12 protein-coding genes and 1 pseudogene are annotated in these 16799 nt (G+C 77.1%); 8 read left to right on the plus strand and 5 right to left on the minus strand.

Going from position 1 to position 16799, the window contains the following annotated elements; translation table 11 throughout:
- Positions 1–97 precede the first annotated feature (97 nt).
- Positions 98–1486 (minus strand): UTP--glucose-1-phosphate uridylyltransferase, encoded by a 1389-nt coding sequence (locus NXY84_RS11820; RefSeq protein ID WP_258723294.1) that lies wholly within the window; start codon positions 1484–1486, stop codon positions 98–100.
- 197 nt (positions 1487–1683) lie between these two features.
- Here NXY84_RS11820 and NXY84_RS11825 point away from each other — a divergent pair, with 197 nt between their 5' ends.
- The 5 genes from NXY84_RS11825 to NXY84_RS11845 are packed head-to-tail and all read left to right on the plus strand — an operon-like array spanning position 1684 to position 9500.
- A complete protein-coding gene (locus NXY84_RS11825) occupies positions 1684–3012 on the plus strand; it encodes an SWIM zinc finger family protein (protein ID WP_258723295.1) in 1329 nt (442 codons plus the stop codon).
- Positions 3009–4769, plus strand: a complete 1761-nt coding sequence (locus tag NXY84_RS11830; RefSeq protein ID WP_258723296.1) for a DUF5691 domain-containing protein — start codon at positions 3009–3011, stop codon at positions 4767–4769. The genes NXY84_RS11825 and NXY84_RS11830 overlap by 4 nt, the downstream gene beginning before the upstream one ends.
- The gene (locus tag NXY84_RS11835; RefSeq protein WP_258723297.1) at positions 4766–5890 is read left to right on the plus strand and encodes an ATP-binding protein; all 1125 of its coding nucleotides are present in this window, start codon (positions 4766–4768) and stop codon (positions 5888–5890) included. Before NXY84_RS11830 ends, NXY84_RS11835 begins: the two co-directional genes overlap by 4 nt.
- Positions 5887–8295 (plus strand): DUF5682 family protein, encoded by a 2409-nt coding sequence (locus NXY84_RS11840; RefSeq protein WP_258723298.1) that lies wholly within the window; start codon positions 5887–5889, stop codon positions 8293–8295. Before NXY84_RS11835 ends, NXY84_RS11840 begins: the two co-directional genes overlap by 4 nt.
- Positions 8292–9500, plus strand: a complete 1209-nt coding sequence (locus NXY84_RS11845; protein ID WP_258723299.1) for a vWA domain-containing protein — start codon at positions 8292–8294, stop codon at positions 9498–9500. Before NXY84_RS11840 ends, NXY84_RS11845 begins: the two co-directional genes overlap by 4 nt.
- Before the next feature lie 208 nt (positions 9501–9708).
- Here NXY84_RS11845 and NXY84_RS11850 read toward each other — a convergent pair whose 3' ends face one another.
- A complete protein-coding gene (locus tag NXY84_RS11850) occupies positions 9709–11553 on the minus strand; it encodes a S8 family serine peptidase (RefSeq protein WP_258723300.1) in 1845 nt (614 codons plus the stop codon).
- Positions 11554–11916: 363 nt separating this feature from the next.
- Between NXY84_RS11850 and NXY84_RS11855 the strand changes: the two are divergent.
- The 3 genes and pseudogenes from NXY84_RS11855 to NXY84_RS11865 form a co-directional block, all read left to right on the plus strand.
- Positions 11917–13227, plus strand: a pseudogene (locus NXY84_RS11855) (thiamine pyrophosphate-binding protein); the annotation flags it as partial.
- Positions 13228–13313: 86 nt separating this feature from the next.
- Positions 13314–13718 (plus strand): thiamine pyrophosphate-dependent enzyme, encoded by a 405-nt coding sequence (locus tag NXY84_RS11860; RefSeq protein ID WP_258723301.1) that lies wholly within the window; start codon positions 13314–13316, stop codon positions 13716–13718.
- A gap of 57 nt (positions 13719–13775) precedes the next feature.
- A complete protein-coding gene (locus NXY84_RS11865) occupies positions 13776–14531 on the plus strand; it encodes a ZIP family metal transporter (protein ID WP_258723302.1) in 756 nt (251 codons plus the stop codon).
- Positions 14532–14701: 170 nt separating this feature from the next.
- Here NXY84_RS11865 and NXY84_RS11870 read toward each other — a convergent pair whose 3' ends face one another.
- The 3 genes from NXY84_RS11870 to NXY84_RS11880 form a co-directional block, all read right to left on the minus strand.
- The gene (locus NXY84_RS11870; protein WP_258723303.1) at positions 14702–14881 is read right to left on the minus strand and encodes an Rv0909 family putative TA system antitoxin; all 180 of its coding nucleotides are present in this window, start codon (positions 14879–14881) and stop codon (positions 14702–14704) included.
- A 104-nt stretch (positions 14882–14985) separates the two neighbouring features.
- Positions 14986–15861 carry a DNA/RNA non-specific endonuclease gene (locus tag NXY84_RS11875; protein ID WP_258723304.1) on the minus strand — a complete coding sequence of 292 codons (876 nt, stop codon included), beginning with the start codon at positions 15859–15861 and terminating at the stop codon, positions 14986–14988.
- A gap of 97 nt (positions 15862–15958) precedes the next feature.
- A complete protein-coding gene (locus tag NXY84_RS11880; RefSeq protein WP_258723305.1) occupies positions 15959–16756 on the minus strand; it encodes a glycosyltransferase family A protein in 798 nt (265 codons plus the stop codon).
- Between the last annotated feature and the right edge of the window lie 43 nt (positions 16757–16799).

A 16799-nucleotide genomic window follows, 5' to 3' on the forward strand; every position in this document is an offset into this window, starting at 1 on the left:
GCCTGTCCGTCCCGGACACGGCGGAGGCCGGCGCCCACCGGCCGCCGGCCTCCGTGACGACGAGCCGCCCGATGACCGGGGGGCTCGGCAGCGCGCCTCAGGCGATCCCGTCGGGCCCGATCCGCGCTCCGTCCGGGACCGTCGACGGCTCCCCCGGGTCGGTCAGCCGCGCGTCACCGGTCACGACGACGTCGCGCCCGAACGTCCAGTCACCCTGCACGCGCAGCGCGGACGCACCGGCGAGGGACGGGGCGAGGGGGATGCGGTCGTCGAACGTCCCGATCGTCTTGTAGTGCGTCGGGTCGAGGTCGACGAACGGTGCGTCGACGACGGCCTCGAGCCGGTGGTCCTCGGTCGAGCGGTACACGTCCGAGCGCAGCACGAGCAGGTCGTTCGTCGTCTTGACCGGCAGGAACCGCGAGCGGTCCACCTCGAGCACGACCGCGCCGTCGAACACCTCGATCGCCGCACCCATCGCCGACTCGATCTGCACCACGGGGGTCGACGAGGAGTCGGTCGGGTCGACCGTCTTGTCGTTGCGGATGAGCGGGAGGTCGAGCACGCCCCCCGTGCGCTCGAGCTCGTCGGCCAGCGCCCGCAGGTCCAGCCACAGGTTGTTCGTGTTGAAGAACGGGTGCGTCTCGATGTCCGCGGCCGCCTCGGCGTCCTCGGGCAGGGTCTGCGCGGTCTCGCGCAGCACGATCCTGCCGTCCGCCGCCCGGACCACGAGGTGACCGCCCTTGCGGTCGGCGGGCGTCCGGCGCGCGACCTCCGCGGCGAACGGCGCGCCCGTCGAGGCGAACCAGCCGGCGATGCGCGCGTCGGGCGAGGCCCCGAGGTTGTCGGAGTTCGACACGGACGCGTACCGGTAGCCCGCGTCGAGCAGGCGCTCGAGCGTGCCCGACGCGTAGAGCGCGGTGTACAGGTCGCCGTGGCCGGGCGGGCACCACTCGAGGCTCGGGTCCGCGGGCCAGTCGACGGGCGTGAGGTCGTCCGCGCGGAGCTTGGGCTCGCGGTTCTGCAGGAAGTCGAGCGGGAGGCCGTCGACCGCGAGCGCGGTGTGCGGCGCGAGGGCCTCGATCGTGTCCTCACGCGTGCGGAAGCTGTTCATCAGGACGAGCGGGAGCCGCGCGCCGGTCGCGGCTCGTGCGGTCAGGACCTGGTGGGCGATCACGTCGAGGAACGTCTGGTCGCCGCGCACGCGCAGCAGCGACTTGGCGCGGTCCATGCCCATCGAGGTGCCGAGGCCCCCGTTGAGCTTGATCACCGCGGTCACCGCGAGGGCCTCGCGGGCCGCGTCGTCGGACACGTCGAGGTCGGACAGGTGCGGGACGTCGGTCAGCGGGCGCACGTCCTTCTCGGCGATCGCGCCGGTCTCCCCGGACTCGAGGAGACCGTAGAAGCGGGCGAAGACGTCGATCGCAGTGGGCGCCACCCCTGCGTCCGTCATCTTCTGGCGGGCCTGGTCCAATCCGTCAGCGCTCATGCTTCGAGACTAGGGGCCGGACATGTCGGTGCACACCCGGCGCCCGACCCGTGGTCCGTGGCCCCCGCACCGGCACGGCGCGGGTCCGCCGGAGCGTCGACGCACGTTCGCCGGGGCGCCCGCCGGCGTTCGGCTGCACGTCACGCCGCTCGCGCGAGCCGTCGACCCGTGTCGGACGACGTGGCTACCGTGACGCCATGCCCCCGCGCTGGACCGTCGAGCAGGCGCTCGCGCTCGCCCCCGACGCGTCCTCGGCGACCGCCGGGCGGAAGCTCGCGACGTCGGGCACGTGGACCTCCACGGGTGCCTCGCCGGGCGCCGTGTGGGGGCTGTGCGCGGGCTCGGGCACGACGCCCTACCAGACCGTCGTCGACCTCACCGAGCCCGCGTTCAGCTGCTCGTGCCCGAGCCGGAAGTTCCCGTGCAAGCACGCGCTCGCGCTGCTCCTGCGGTGGGCCGGCGGCGAGGTCGACGAGCACGGCGAGCCTGCCGACTTCGCCGCGACGTGGCTCGAGGCCCGGGCCGCGCGGGCTGCGCGCAGCGCGGGACGTGCCGAGGTCCGCGCCGACCGCGCCCCGGCGGACCCGCGTGCCGCCGGGCGGCGCGCGGAGCAGCGCGAGCAGCGCGTCTCGGCCGGCGTCGCCGAGCTCGAGCGCTGGCTGCGCGACCAGGTCCGCACCGGTGTGGCGTCGGCCGACACCGCGGGCTACGCCCTGACCGACCCCGTGGCCGCCCGGCTCGTCGACGCGCAGGCGCCCGGGCTGGCCGCGGCCGTGCGCCGGCTCGCGTCCGTCGCGGCGTCGGGCGAGGGCTGGCCCGGACGTCTCCTCGAGGAGCTCGCCCTGGTGCACCTGCTGACGACCGCGCACGGCCGGATCGACGAGCTCCCCGAGGACCTCGCGGCCACGGTGCGGACGCGCGTCGGCGCGACCGTCCGCACGGAGGACGTGCTCGCGGGGCCGCCCGTGCGGGACCGCTGGGACGTGCTGGCGCTCCGGGACTCCTCGGACGGGCGGCTCACGACCCGGCGCGTGCACCTGCGCGGGGCCACGACGGGCCGCGACGCGCTCGTGCTGTCCTTCGCCGGGCCCGGTCAGGCGCTCGACGTCTCGCTCGTGCCGGGGACGTCCCTCGATGCGGACCTGCACTTCTACCCGGGCGCGCTCCCGCTGCGTGCGGTGATCGGCGCGCGGCACGGCGAACCGGGCCCGCTGTCGGCGGTCGCGGGCAGCGGCGTGCGGGCCGCGCTCGACGCGTGGGCGCACGCGCTCGCCGCGGACCCGTGGACGAGCGACCTGCCCGTCGTGCTCGGCGACGTGCGCGTGGTCCCGGCCCCCGACGGGGCACCGGACGGCTGGCTCGTCGCGGACGCGACCGGCGACGCGCTCCCGCTCGTGCCCGCGCCCGGGCTGTGGACGGTCCTCGCCGTCGCGGGTGGTGACCCCGTGACCCTCGTCGGGGCCCTCACCCCGCGCGGGGTCCGTGCCGAGTCGGTCCTCGCCGACGGCGCACCGGTGCCGGCATGAGCACCGTCCCGCCCCGCGGCACGGCGCCCGGAAGCACCCCGCGCGGGGACGCCCGGGTCGCCGGGACCGGAGGTGCCGCGCCCGTGGAGACGCCGCCCGCCGGCCACGGGGGCCACACCGGTGCGCTGGACTGGGACGACCTCGTGACCTCCGCGCTGCTCGGGGTGGCGCGGAGGCCGGTCGACCTCGCGACCCTCCCCGGTGAGGTCGGCCGCCTCGCGGCGACGCTTCCGGGCACCGACGCCCCCGGGCGCCTGCTCCACGCCGCAGCGCTCCTGACCGCGCAGCGGCGCGCGGGCACCGGCCCGCTCCCTGCCCCGCCGCCCGTGCCCGCCGCGCCGCACGAGAGCGCGCCGGTCGCCTCGCATGCCGCCGGAGGGCGGCTCGCAGGGCTCCTCGCACGGACCGACGCGCTCGCGGAGCGGCTCGTCGACGAGTGGCTCGCCCTCGCCGCGAGCCACGGCCGGCTCGCTCCGCCCGCCCTGCTGCCGCGCCTCCTGGACTGGGCGAGCGCGCGCGGTGAGCGCGGAGAGGTCCGGCGCGACCGTGCCGAGCGCGTGGCGCCCGTGCTCGGTGAGCGCGGCCGGTGGCTCGCCGGGCACCGAGCCGAGTGGGCGGCGGTGACGCGTGACGCCTCCGGCGCGGCGCCGTCCACCCCGTCCGACGGCGCGAGCTCGGAGGCCTCGGGGCACGGCGCCGCCGGCGGCGAGGCCGTCGCCGCCGGCAGCACCGACGGGTCCACCCCCGTGGCCGGTGACGCCTGGACCCGCGGGACGGCCGCGGAGCGTCGCGACCGCCTCGTCGCCGTGCGCCGGAGCGACCCGGCTGCTGCGCGCGCCATGCTGCTCGCCGCGGGCCCGTCGACGCTCCGGGGCGAGGAGCGCGCCCAGCTCTACGGCGTCCTCGCCGACGGCCTGCAGCCCGCGGACGAGGAGCTGCTCGAGCGCGCCCTCGACGACGCCCGCCAGGACGTGCGGACCGTCGCGGCGGCGATGCTGCGGCGGCTGCCGGGCAGCGCCCAGGCCGCCCGCGCCGCGGCACGTGCCGTCCCGCTCGTGCACGTCGAGCGGCGGCGGCTGCGGCGGGTGCTCGTCGTCGACCTGCCCGAGGTCGACCCCGGGGACCGGGACGACCGGGCGCTGCCCCCGGCGCCGTCCGGCACCGGCGCGCGCGTGTGGCTCCTGCGCCACCTCGTCCTCGCCACGCCGCTGCGCGCCTGGGAGGACGCGCTCGACGCCGCGCCCGACGAGCTCGTCGCGCTCCCCGTCGCCGACGACCTGCGCGGCCAGCTGCGCGCCGGCTGGCTCGGCGCCACCCGCGACCAGGCCGACGCGCGCTGGGCCCGGGCGCTCCTGCGCGACGCCGACCACGGCGAGCGGGTCGCGCTGCTCCCGGTCCTCGGCGTCCAGGAGCGCGCGGAGCACGTCGCCGCCGCGGTCGACGCGCTCGCGCAACAGGGCGGGCGGGCGGCGCTCACGCACGTGGACGCGCTGCTGGGCACCTGCCCGCGGCCGTGGCCCCCCGTGCTCACCGCCGCGGTGCTTCGCTGGCTCGCGGGCGAGCGCTCGACGGACACGTGGCACGCCGACTGGGCGCTGCGGACGGTCGCGATGCGCCTGCCCACGGACACCGCCAGCGAGGACGCCGTGCGGGCCGCGGGGCTCGCGCGCGCCGACGACGACCCCTGGCGTGCGCGCGTCCTGACCGTCGCCGACACGCTGCACGACCGACGCCACATGACCGAGGAGCTCCGTTGACCACCACCCCTCAGGCCACGCCCGCCGACGCGGACGGCGCCGACGCGCTCCTGCGCCCGCACGCCGAGCAGGCGTTCGCCCACGAGCTCGCGGCGCTCGCCGCGCACGACGACCGGCCGCGTCCGCCCGCCTGGCTGCTCTCCCCCCGCGCCGTGGTGACGTACCTGCTCGGCGGGACGCTCGGTGACGGGACGGTGATCACCCCCAAGTACGTCGGGCCGCGCCGGCTCGTCGAGGTGGCGGTCGCCACGCTCGCGACCGACCGGGCGCTGCTCCTCCTGGGCGTCCCCGGGACGGCCAAGACGTGGGTCAGCGAGCACCTCGCGGCCGCGGTCAGCGGCCGGTCCACGCTGCTCGTCCAGGGCACCTCGGGCACCGGGGAGGACGCGATCCGGTACGGCTGGAACTACGCCCGGCTGCTCGCCGAGGGCCCGACCCCCGCCGCGCTCGTCCCCTCCCCGGTGATGACCGCGATGCGCGAGGCGAAGATCGCGCGCGTCGAGGAGCTCACCCGGATCCCGTCCGACGTCCAGGACGCGCTCATCACGGTGCTCTCGGAGAAGTCGCTCCCGGTGCCCGAGCTCGGGACGGAGGTGCAGGCAGCCAAGGGCTTCAACGTCATCGCGACCGCGAACGACCGCGACCGCGGCGTCAACGAGCTGTCCTCGGCGCTGCGCCGCCGGTTCAACACCGTCGTCCTCCCGCTGCCCGCGACCGAGCAGGAGGAGGTCGAGATCGTCACGCGGCGCGTCGCACAGCTGGGTGCGGCGCTCGAGCTGCCGCCCGTCCCGGCCGCCGCCGAGGAGATCCGCCGTGTGGTGACCGTGTTCCGGGAGCTGCGCTCGGGCCGCACCCTCGACGGGCGCACGACGCTCAAGCAGCCGTCGGGCACGCTCTCGACCGCGGAGGCCATCTCGGTCGTCACGCAGGGGCTCGCCCTGGCGGCGCACTTCGGCGACGGGACGCTCCAGCCGTCGGACATCGCCGCGGGGATCGTCGGCTCGGTCGTCAAGGACCCCGTCGCCGATCGCGCGGTGTGGTTCGAGTACCTCGAGGCGGTCGCCCGCGAGCGCGAGGGGTGGCACGACTTCTACGCCGCGTGCCGCGAGGTCAGCGGATGACCGTCGCCCCGGTCGCGGGCGCGGGCCCGACCACGGGTGCGGGGGCGGGCGCGCCCGTCGTCGAGGTCATGGGCGTGCGGCACCACGGCCCCGGCTCGGCACGTGCCGTGCGCGCGGCGCTCGACCGCCTGCAGCCGGACGTCGTGCTGGTCGAGGGCCCGGCCGACGCCGACCCGCTCGCCGCCCTCGCCGGCGACCCGGAGCTCGTGCCGCCGGTCGCGATGCTGGCGTACGCGAACGACGACCCCGCCACGGCCGTCTTCTGGCCGTACGCGGTGTTCTCCCCCGAGTGGCAGGCGCTGCACTGGGCGGCCGAGCACGGCGTGCGCGTGCGCTTCTGCGACCTGCCGTCGGGCGCGGTGCTCGGGCGGGCGACCCGGGGCGACGGGACGACCACACCGCCCGACCCGCCGGAGCTCCCCGGCGCGGCCGAGGATCCTGGCACATCCGGCACCCCCGACGCACCCGAGGACCCGGGCGCAGCAGACGCTCCCGACGCGCCCGCCCTCGCCGACGCACCCGGGCCCACGGACGAGCCCGGGGAGGACGCCGCCGCGCTGCGCCGCGACCCGCTCGCCGCGCTCGCCGCAGCAGCGGGCTACGACGACCCGGAGCGGTGGTGGGACGACGTCGTCGAGCACCGGCTCGAGTCCCCCACGCCGTTCCCGGTGCTCGCGGAGGCGATGGCCGAGCTGCGGCGGACCGCGGAGCCGCTGCCCCCCGAGCGGCAGGCGCACGAGGACCGCCGTGAGGCGTACATGCGCCAGACGCTGCGCGCGGAGCTGCGTGCGGGCGCACGGCGGGTCGCGGTCGTGTGCGGCGCGTGGCACGCCCCGGCGCTCGACGGGACGCTCCCGCCCGCTGCGGCCGACACCCGGGTGCTTCGAGGGCTGCCGCGCCGGCCGACGTCGGTCACGTGGGTGCCGTGGACGTCCTCGCGGCTCGCATCCGCTTCGGGGTACGGCGCGGGCATCACGTCCCCCGGCTGGTACCACCACCTGTTCGCGGCCCCGGACCACGTCGTCGCGCGGTGGCTCACGCGCGTCGCGGGCGTGCTGCGCGCGGAGGACCTGCCGGTCTCGTCGGCGCACGTGATCGAGGCGGTGCGGCTCGCCGAGACGCTCGCGACGCTGCGCGGGCGCCCGCTCGCCGGGCTCGACGAGGTCACGGAGGCGACGCGCGCGGTGCTGTGCGAGGGCGACGACGCGGTCCTGGCGCTCGTGACGGCCCGGCTCGTCGTCGGCGAGGCGCTCGGCACGGTCCCCGAGTCGGTGCCGACGGTCCCGCTCGCGAGCGACCTGCGCGCGACCGCCCGGCGCCTGCGGCTCAAGGTCGAGCCGCTCGCCCGCACGCTCGAGCTCGACGTCCGCGAGGACACCGACCGCGAGCGGTCCCGTCTGCTGCACCGCCTGCGCGTCCTCGGCGTCGACTGGGGGGTGCCGGCAGCCGCGACCCGGCGGAGCACGGGGACGTTCCGTGAGCCGTGGACGCTCGTGTGGCGCCCGGAGCTCGCGGTCGCGGTCGTCGAGGCCGCGCTGTGGGGCACCACGGTCGAGGCCGCGGCGGGTGCGCGGCTCGGGGCCGCGGCCGGGCAGGCGTCGCTCGCGGGGCTCACCCGGCTCGTCGAGGACGCCCTGCTGGCGGACCTGCCCGCGGCGATGACGCCGCTCCTGGCCGCGCTCGACGCGCGCGCCGCGCACGACGTCGACGTGGTGCACCTCATGACGGCGCTGCCCCCGCTGGTGCGCGCGTACCGCTACCCGGGCGTGCGCGGGGTGGACGTCGTGCAGATCGGGCGCGTCGCGGACGCGCTGCTGGTGCGGGTGTGCGCCGCGCTGCCGTCCGCCGTCACGGCGCTCGACGACGACGCGGCCCGCGAGCTGCGCACCGCGCTCGACGCCGTGCACGACGCGGTGCTGCTGCGCGAGGAGGCCGTGGGCGGCGAGCTCTGGTGGTCGGCGCTCGCGTCGCTCGCCGACCGGGACGACGTCTCCGGGGTCCTCGCGGGCCGCGCCACGCGCCTGCTACGGGACGGGGGCCGGCTCGACGACGCCCCGGTGCGGCTGGAGCGCGCGCTGTCGGTGGGTGCCCCGGCACCGGCCAAGGCCGCGTGGGTCGAGGGCTTCCTCGACGGCGGCGGGCTCCTGCTCGCGCGCGACGACGAGCTGCTCGGGGTCCTCGACGCCTGGCTCACGGGGCTCCCGGAGCGGGACTTCACGGACGTGCTCCCGCTGCTGCGCCGCACGTTCGGCGCCCTGTCGGCGCCGGAACGGCGTGCCGTCGGGCAGGCGGCGGCGCGCGGGCCCCGCACGACGCCCGACGCCGCGGCGACGACCGGCCTGGACGAGACCCGCGCGCTGCCGGCGCTGCGCACCGTCACGACGATCCTCGGAGGGCACCCGTGAGCGAGACCGGCACGACCGTCGACGAGGCCGGACGCCTGCGCCGGTGGCGCCTCGTGCTGGGCCCCGCGGGCGAGCCCTGGGGGGCTCCGCTGCGCGGGGGCGACGCGGCGATGGACGCCGCCCTGGCGGCGCTCTACGACGCCGACGACGGCTCGGCAGCACGCCCGGGTGGTGGCGGTCCGCGGGGGGCGGGGCTCGGATCGTCGGCGCCCCGCGTCGCCCGCTGGCTCGGCGACATCCGCACGTACTTCCCGAGCACCGTGGTGCAGGTCATGCAGCGCGACGCAGTCGACCGGCTGAACCTGCGCCAGCTGCTGCTCGAGCCCGAGCTGCTCGGGGCCGTCGAGCCGGACGTGAGCCTGGTCGGGACCCTGCTCTCGCTCAACCGCGTGATGCCGGAGACGACGCGGGCGACCGCGCGGCAGGTGGTCGCGTCCGTCGTCGCGGAGGTCGAGCGGCGGGTCGCCGACCGGACGCGGTCGGCCGTCGCGGGCGCGCTGGACCGGACCAGCCGCACGCACCGTCCCCACCTGCGCGACGTCGACTGGGACGCCACGATCCGTGCGAACCTGCGGCACTACCTGCCCGAGCACCGCACGGTCGTGCCGGAGCGCCTCGTGGGCCACGGCCGCCGGCGCCAGGTCGTCGCACGTGACGTCGTGCTCGCGATCGACCAGTCGGGCTCGATGGCGGAGTCGGTCGTCTACGCCTCGGTGTTCGGGGCGGTGCTCGCGTCGATGCGCGCGCTGTCGACCTCGCTCGTGGTGTTCGACACCGAGGTCGTCGACCTGACCCCCCTGCTCGCCGACCCGGTCGACGTGCTGTTCGGGACCCAGCTCGGCGGCGGGACGGACATCAACCGTGCCGTCGCGTACTGCCAGGGGCTCGTCCGCCGGCCGGCGGACACGCTGCTGGTCCTGGTCAGCGACCTGTACGAGGGCGGCGTGCGGGACGAGCTGCTGCGCCGGGTCGCGGACCTGACCGCGGCCGGCGTGCAGGTCGTCGTGCTCCTCGCCCTGTCGGACTCCGGTGCGCCGTCGTACGACCGGGAGAACGCCGCCGCCCTCGTCGAGCTCGGCGTCCCGGCGTTCGCGTGCACACCGGACGCGTTCCCCGACCTGCTCGCCGTCGCGCTCGCCCGCGGTGACGTCGGGTCGTGGGCGGAGCGGGCGTTCGCCCCGGGGGCCGCGGCGCCGCGCCGCTGACTCCCGGTCGTCCCGGCCGCACGCCTCGGCCCGGACCCGCGGGGCGTCGCCTCGGTCCGCTCGCGAGAGAGGGAGCCGGCCCCGGCCGGACGACGCGGGCGGGGGCGCCGGCGTGCGCGGCTCCAGGTGCGCACACCGGCGCCCGTCCGGGGCGACCGGGGACCTCGGTCAGGTCAGCTCAGGTCAGGTAACGTCACGTCACGTCACGTCACCAGCCGAGCTGGATCGTGTACGCGCCGGCCCCGCCGCCGTAGTAGGTGGTGCGGGCGTAGTACGTGGCCGGCGAGGTGCCGGTGTTGCGCACGGACGCGGTGTCGACCCGTCCGGCCCCGAGCCGGCTGCTGGCGAGCGCCGAGCTGCCCGACCCGTAGAGGTACAGGTCGTAGTCCGCGGCGCTCGACCCCGGGGTCAGGCGCACGGTGAGCGTCGCCCCGGCCGGGACCTGGACCGCGAAGTAGTCGGTGTCGGTGCTCGACCCCATCGTGGCCGCCAGCGTGCCCGGCGCCCCGACGGCGTTCGCGGCGCTGCGGGTGTTGTTCGGCTCGACCTCGCTCGTGCCCACCGGCGGGGTGGTCGGCGGCGGCGTCGGGTTGGTGCCACCCACGGCGGCCCGGACGGCGGCGTTCGCGTCGACCATGCCCGCGCCGCAGCTCGAGCAGGTCGCGACGAACGGGCGCGCGGTCGACTTGAGCGTGCTCTCGACCTGGTCGGGCGTGAGCGAGGGGTTCGCGGCCAGGACGAGGGCGGCCGCCGCGGCGACGTGGGGCGTCGCCATGGAGGTGCCCTGGTAGTACGCGTACGAGTCGCTGCCGGGTCCCGCCGTGCCCGTGTTGAGCGTCGAGAGGATCCCGCGGGTCTGCCCGCCGCTCATCTCGCCACCGGGCGCCGCGACGTCCACGAGCGTGCCGTAGTTCGAGTAGGACGCCCGGGCGCCCGTCGGGCCGTACGCGGCGACGGCGATGACCCCCGAGCAGTTCGCCGGGCTCGAGTTGGACACGTTGCGGTTCTCGTTGCCCGCCGCGACGACGACGACAGCGCCGTTCGCGCGCGCGGCCGTGATGGCGCGCTGGCTCGTGGTGTCGCAGGTGCCGCTGCCGCCGAGCGAGAGGTTGAGGACGCGGGCGCGGTTCTCGTTCGCCGGGACGCCGCTGACCGAGCCGCCGGACGCCCAGATCATCGCGTCGGCGATGTCCGAGGTGTAGCCGCCGCACCTCCCGAGCACGCGCAGGGGGACGATCTTGGAGGCCGGCGCGGCTCCCGCGACGCCGGCGCCGTTGCCGGCGACGGCGGAGATGGTGCCCGCGACGTGGGTCCCGTGCCAGGAGGACGTCGTCGCGCCCCGTCCAGCGACGCACTCGTTGGCTGCGGTCCAGTCACCGGGGTCGCTCGCGTCGCCGTCCCGGCCGTTGCCGTCGTTCGACACCCCGGTGTCGGTGATCAGGTCGTACCCGCCGACGACGGCCCCGGCCAGGTCCGCGTGCGGGCGGACGCCGGTGTCGATGACGGCGACGTTGACGCCCGCACCGCGGGTGACGTCCCAGGCGCCGAGCACGCCGATGCCGACGCTGCTCGTCTGGAGGCCCCACAGGTCGGACCACCGGGGGTCGTTCGGCGCGGCGGCCGAGGGCTGCAGCAGGCGGTCCGGCTCGGCGTACTCGACGCCCGCGTCCTCCGCGGCGACCTGGGCGGCGAGAGCCTCGACGTCGGCGAGCGGGAGCGGGGCGGACAGCGCCCAGACCTGGGCGCCCTGGGCGGTGTCGCGCACGTACTCGGCGGCGGCGCCGCGGGCCTCGGCGGCGCGCGCGATCCGGTCGCGGCGACCGGACTGGACGTCGTCGGTCGCGCCGGCACCCAGCGGCTGGGTGCGGTAGCGCACGATCAGCCGGTCGGTGCCGGGCACGCTCGCCGTGGCGTCCACGGACGGCGCCGACGCGTCCGGGGCGACGCCCTCGGTCGTCGCGGCGACGGCCTGCGGGGCCAGCGCCCAGGACGACGCCAGGAGCACGCCGGCGGCGAGGGCCGCCACGGGGCGCGTCGTGAAGGTGTGCTGCATCAGGGTCTGCCTCTCGGCTGCGTGGGGTGCGGACGTCGTACTGCGCGGGTCCCGACCGGTCGGGATGTCGCTCCGGTGCGACGTGCGACTCACGGTAAACATGGCCATGACTCCGGTCAAGGGCGTAAGTTACTCCGCGGTACACCGTCGACGGAGACGGCCGGGTCACCCCCGGGGAGCCCGCCGAGGACGCCTCGTGCGCGCCCACGAGCGGCTCGTCGCACGAGCCCCGCGGCGCACCCGCACGCCGACGAGCCGCCGCCCGGATGCGGCGCACAGCACGCGCCCCGACGATGGCCGGGTGCGTCAGGACACGTCGCGCACGCACCTGGGGCCGACGAGGCCCCCGCGGGAGGGGTCGACATGGCGACGGTGGCGGACGGGATCGTGGCACGGCTCGCGGAGTGGGGGGTCGAGCGCGTGTTCGGCTTCGCCGGCGACGGGATCGACCCGCTCCTCGCGGCGCTCGACCGTGCGTCGGGGTCCGTCGAGCTCGTGACCGCGCGGCACGAGGAGATGGCCGCGTTCATGGCGACCGGGCACGCGAAGTACGGCGGCGGGGTCGGCGTCTGCCTCGCGACCCAGGGCCCCGGGGCGATCCACCTCCTGACCGGGCTCTACGACGCCAAGCTCGACCGCAAGCCCGTCGTCGCGATCGTCGGGCAGGTCGTGTCCACCGCGCTCGGCAGCGGCTACCTCCAAGAGGTCGACCTCCCGACGCTGTTCAAGGACGTGTGCGGCCAGTACGTCCAGACCGTGCACGCCCCCGAGCAGCTGCCGCTCGTGCTCGACAACGCCATCCGCACCGCGCTCGCCACCTCGAGCCCCACGTGCGTGATCGTGCCGCACGACGTGCAGAAGGCGAACCTCCCGGAGGACCCGCCGCACACCCACGGCGTCGTGACGTCGTCCGCGACGTGGGCGCGTCCGCGGGTCGTCCCCGACGACGCCTCGCTGGACCGGGCCGTCGAGCTCCTCGACTCCGGCGAGCGGGTCGCGCTGCTGGTCGGGCAGGGGGCGGCCGGTGCCGCCGAGCAGGTGCAGGCCGTCGCCGAGCGGCTCGGCGCGGGGATCACGACGTCGCTGCTGGGCAAGCCGCTCCTCGACGAGGGCCTGCCGTACCACTGCGGGGTCATGGGCCACCTCGGGACGACCGCGTCCGCCGACCTCCTCGCGCGCTGCGACACGCTCCTGATCGTGGGCAGCAGCGACCCGTGGACCGAGTTCTACCCGCCGCCCGGGACCGTCCGCACCGTGCAGATCGACATCGCGGCCCGCAACCTCGGCGCGAAGTACCCCGTCGAGGTCGGTCTCGCCGGCGACGCGGCGCTCACGCTGGACCTGCTGCTCCCCCGCCTGCGCGCCCGCGAGGGCTGGCGTGCCGAGGTCGAGCGCAGCGTCGTCGCGTGGCACGAGATCGCCGAGCGGCGCGTCGCCGAGCCGGCCGACCCGCTCAACCCGCAGCTCGTGCTGCGCGCGCTCAACGACCACCTGCCGGCCGACGCGCAGGTCTCGCTCGACGTCGGCTCGGTCGTCTACTGGTACGCCCGGTTCCTCCGGCTGCCCCGGGGCGTCCCCGCCCACCTGTCGAGCACGCTCGCGTCGATGGGCTCCGCGATGCCGTACGGCATCGCCGCCAAGCTCCTGCACCCCGACCGGCCGGTCGTCGCGCTCGCGGGCGACGGCGCGATGCAGATGAACGGCCTCTCGGAGCTCATCACGGTCGCGGCGCGCTGGCGGGACTGGGCGGACCCCGCTTCGTGGTGCTCGTGCTCCACAACGGCGACCTCGCGGAGGTCTCGTGGGAGCAGCGCGAGATGGAGGGCGACCCGCGCTTCGCGACGTCCCAGACGGTGCCGCCGTTCCCCTACGCCGCCTACGCCGAGCTGCTCGGCCTCACCGGGATCCGCGTCGACGACCCCGCGGACGTCGACGCCGCGTGGCGTTCCGCGCTCGGCGCCGACCGACCGTGCCTCGTCGAGGCCGTCGTCGACCGCGACACACCGCTGCTCGCCCCGCGCCAGCCCGCGGAGAAGGTCGAGCAGATGCACCGCGGGCTCGCGCAGGAGCCCGGCGCCGGGCGGGCCGGCGACCACCTCGACCGGCAGCGCGCGCACGAGGCCGAGCACGACCCGGCGGGAGTCTCCGCGGAGAACGACGGGTGACCGCGCGGACCGCGCCGACGGCGTCGCCGCGCCCCCGCCCGGTCGGGGCGTGACAGCGTGCCCGCCTGGCTGGAGGCCGGCCTCTGGGGACTCGTCGCCGGCGGGGCGCTCCTGCTGGGTGCGCTCGTCGCCTGGCGGGTCCGGGTGCCCCAGCGTGCCGTGGCGGGCGTCATGGCCTTCGGCGCCGGGGTGCTCGTCTCGGCGCTCGCCTTCGAGCTCGTCGTGCCCGCGCAGGAGCAGGGCGGGCTCGGGCCGACCGTCGCCGGCTTCCTGGGTGGGGCTGTCACCTACGTCGCCGCGAACGAGTGGCTCGCGCGGCGCGGCGCCCGGCACCGCAAGCGCTCGACCGGGCAGCAGCCCTCGGAGCAGCAGAGCGCGGGGAGCGGCGCCGCGATCGCGGTCGGTGCGCTGCTCGACGGCGTCCCCGAGTCCGTGGTCCTCGGGCTGTCGGTGCTCGGCGGCGGGGGCGTCGGGGTCGGCGTCCTCGTCGCGGTGGCCATCTCGAACGTCCCCGAGGGGCTGTCGAGCGCGGCCGGGATGAAGCGGGCCGGCCGGGGACCGCGCTACGTGTTCGGCGTGTGGGGCGCGATCGCCGCCGCGAGCGGGCTCGCCGCCGCGCTGGGCGCCGCCGCCCTCGGCGGTGCGTCGCCGACGACGGTCGCAGTCATCACGGCGGTCGCCGCCGGCGCGATCCTCGCGATGATCGCCGACACGATGATCCCTGAGGCGTTCGAGGGCACGCACGCGCTCACGGGGCTCGTGACCGCGCTGGGCTTCGTCGCTGCCCTCGCGGTGCAGCAGCTCGGGGAGTGACCGGGCGCGCGGACGCGACGGCTCCGCGCCCGACGAGCGGACGACCGGCGGCGACGCCACGCACGGCCCGCGCCGGACGGTGGCACCTCGGCGAGGTGCCCGAGGGCGCCCCGCACGCGACAGGGCCCGACGCACGCGTCGGGCCCTGTCGTGCGGTCGTGGGTCGGGTGCTACTGCCCGAGGCGCTCGTCGGCCGCGTCGCCGGCCTTCTCGAGCTGCTCGTCGTGCTTGCCGCCCGTGGCGCTCGAGGCCGCGTCCTGGCCCTTGTCGAGCGCGGCGTCGCTCGCCTTCTCGCCCTTCTCGCTGTCGAGTGCTCCCTGCGCCTTGCCCGCCAGGTCGTCGATGCCCATGTCGGTCTCCTCACTGTCCGGGGCGCCCGTCGCGCCCTCGTCCATGCTGCGGCCGAGGAGCCGCGCACGCACCTGGGCAGGGGACGGCGGGGCGGGCGGGCGCGTCAGAGCCGGACGTCCCGGGCGCTCGCGAGCGGCACCCACCCGCTGCGCTCCGCCGGGGCGTCGTCCTGCGCCGCGACGGCCGCGAGCCGGTCCGCCGCGACGAGCGGCCCGAGGTCCAGGCGCGTGAGCTCCTCGACGTCGCGGACCGGGACCTGGAACGTCCGGAAGGGACCGAGCGGGGGCGCGTCCCCGGCGGCGAGCGCCTGCGCCGTCGCGGCGCGCAGCGCGATCTCGTCGAGCTGCGGCGTCTGGTCGAGCACGTACGCGGTGGTCGCGAGCCGCAGCGCGGTGCCGGGGTCCGCGTCGTCGGGCACGTCCGCCCAGGCCGCGACCTTCCAGAACAGGCGCGGGATCCCGATGCCGCGGTACACCGGGTCGTCCGGGTCCAGGACGGTGCCGGTCAGGACGGTGAGGCGCAGCCGGTGCACCCGGGCGTGCTCGAGCAGGTAGTCCTCGAGCCCGTTCCACAGCGCCTTCGACTGGTTGAACTCGGCGGCCTGCGGAGCGGCGTTCGGGTAGGCGAAGGTGTCGACGTTCGCGCGGCCGGCGACGGCCGGCGTGCCCCACACGGGGTCGCGGCGCCGCACGAGGTGCCCGCGGTCGAGGTCGTTGCGCGCGTAGAGCTCGGGCCCGGCCTGCTCGTCCGCGCCGACCCTCGGGTCGAGGTGCCAGTCGTCGCCGCGGCCGACGTCGAGCAGGCTCGCGCCGTCGACGTTGACGCCCGTCGCGGCCGCGAGCCGGCGGCGCGGGTCCAGCAGCACCGTGAAGTGCGTGTACGTGAGCTCGCGCAGCGGGGCGTCCGCCGGAGCGGTCGGCAGCGGCGCGCGCACGCCGAGGAAGTCGGGGTCGAAGGCGTGCTGGTCGGGCTCGCTCATGACCCGACCCCACCACGGGGCACCGACAGACGCACCTCTGCCCGCGGCAGCCGACAGCGGCGGTCGACAGCGGTGACCGACGCCGCGCACGGACGCGTCAGCCCGTGGCTCGCCGCCCGCCGGCTCTCCCGGTCTCGCCGCGCTCGGTCCCGCCCCGCCCCGGGCCGCCTCCGAGCCGCTGCGCCCAGCGCTCCCACGGCGGCTGCACGTCCCACCCGCGGCGCAGCGAGCGCCACGCGCGGTCGAACCGCCGCCGCACCTGCGCCGCGCCGTGCAGCGAGCGGCCGGAGACCCGGACCCGCAGGCGCCGGTCGTAGCGCAGGCGGGCGCCCGGGCCGAGCGCGAACGACAGGTCGACGTCGTCGTGGCTCTCGGGGTCGGCGCGGTTGACCCGCTCGCGCACGGCGACCCACGAGGTGCGCCGCAGCGCCATGTTCGAGCCCCACAGCGGCGGGTGCGCCATGGCGGCGTGCATCGCCGCGTAGTAGGTGCGCAGGTACAGCCAGCCGACGACCGTCGCCCGCCACCGCGGGACGTCGTAGAACGTCCCCGTGCCGGTGACGGCGTCGAGCGCCGGGTCGTCCTCGAAGTGCCGGGCGACCGACGCGAGCCAGTCGGGCGGGACGAGCGTGTCTGCGTCGCACCGGACGATCACGTCGCCGCGCGCCGCGTCGTACCCAGCCGCCGCTGCGGCGGGGATGCCCGGTGCGGACTCCGGGACGACGCGGGCGCCGTGCGCGACGGCGACGGCGGCGCTGTCGTCGGTCGAGCCGTTGTCGACGACGACCACCTCCCAGGCCGGGCGGGTCTGCCGGTCGAGGTGGGTGAGGCACGCGCGCAGCGCCACGGCGTCGTCCTTGACGGGGATGACGACGGACAGCGTGAGCACGGGCACGCCCCGACCCTCTCCCGACGCGCTCGTCCGCGCACGCGGGGCC

The sequence above is a fragment of the Cellulomonas sp. NS3 genome (assembly GCF_024757985.1).
Lineage (GTDB): Bacteria > Actinomycetota > Actinomycetes > Actinomycetales > Cellulomonadaceae > Cellulomonas_A.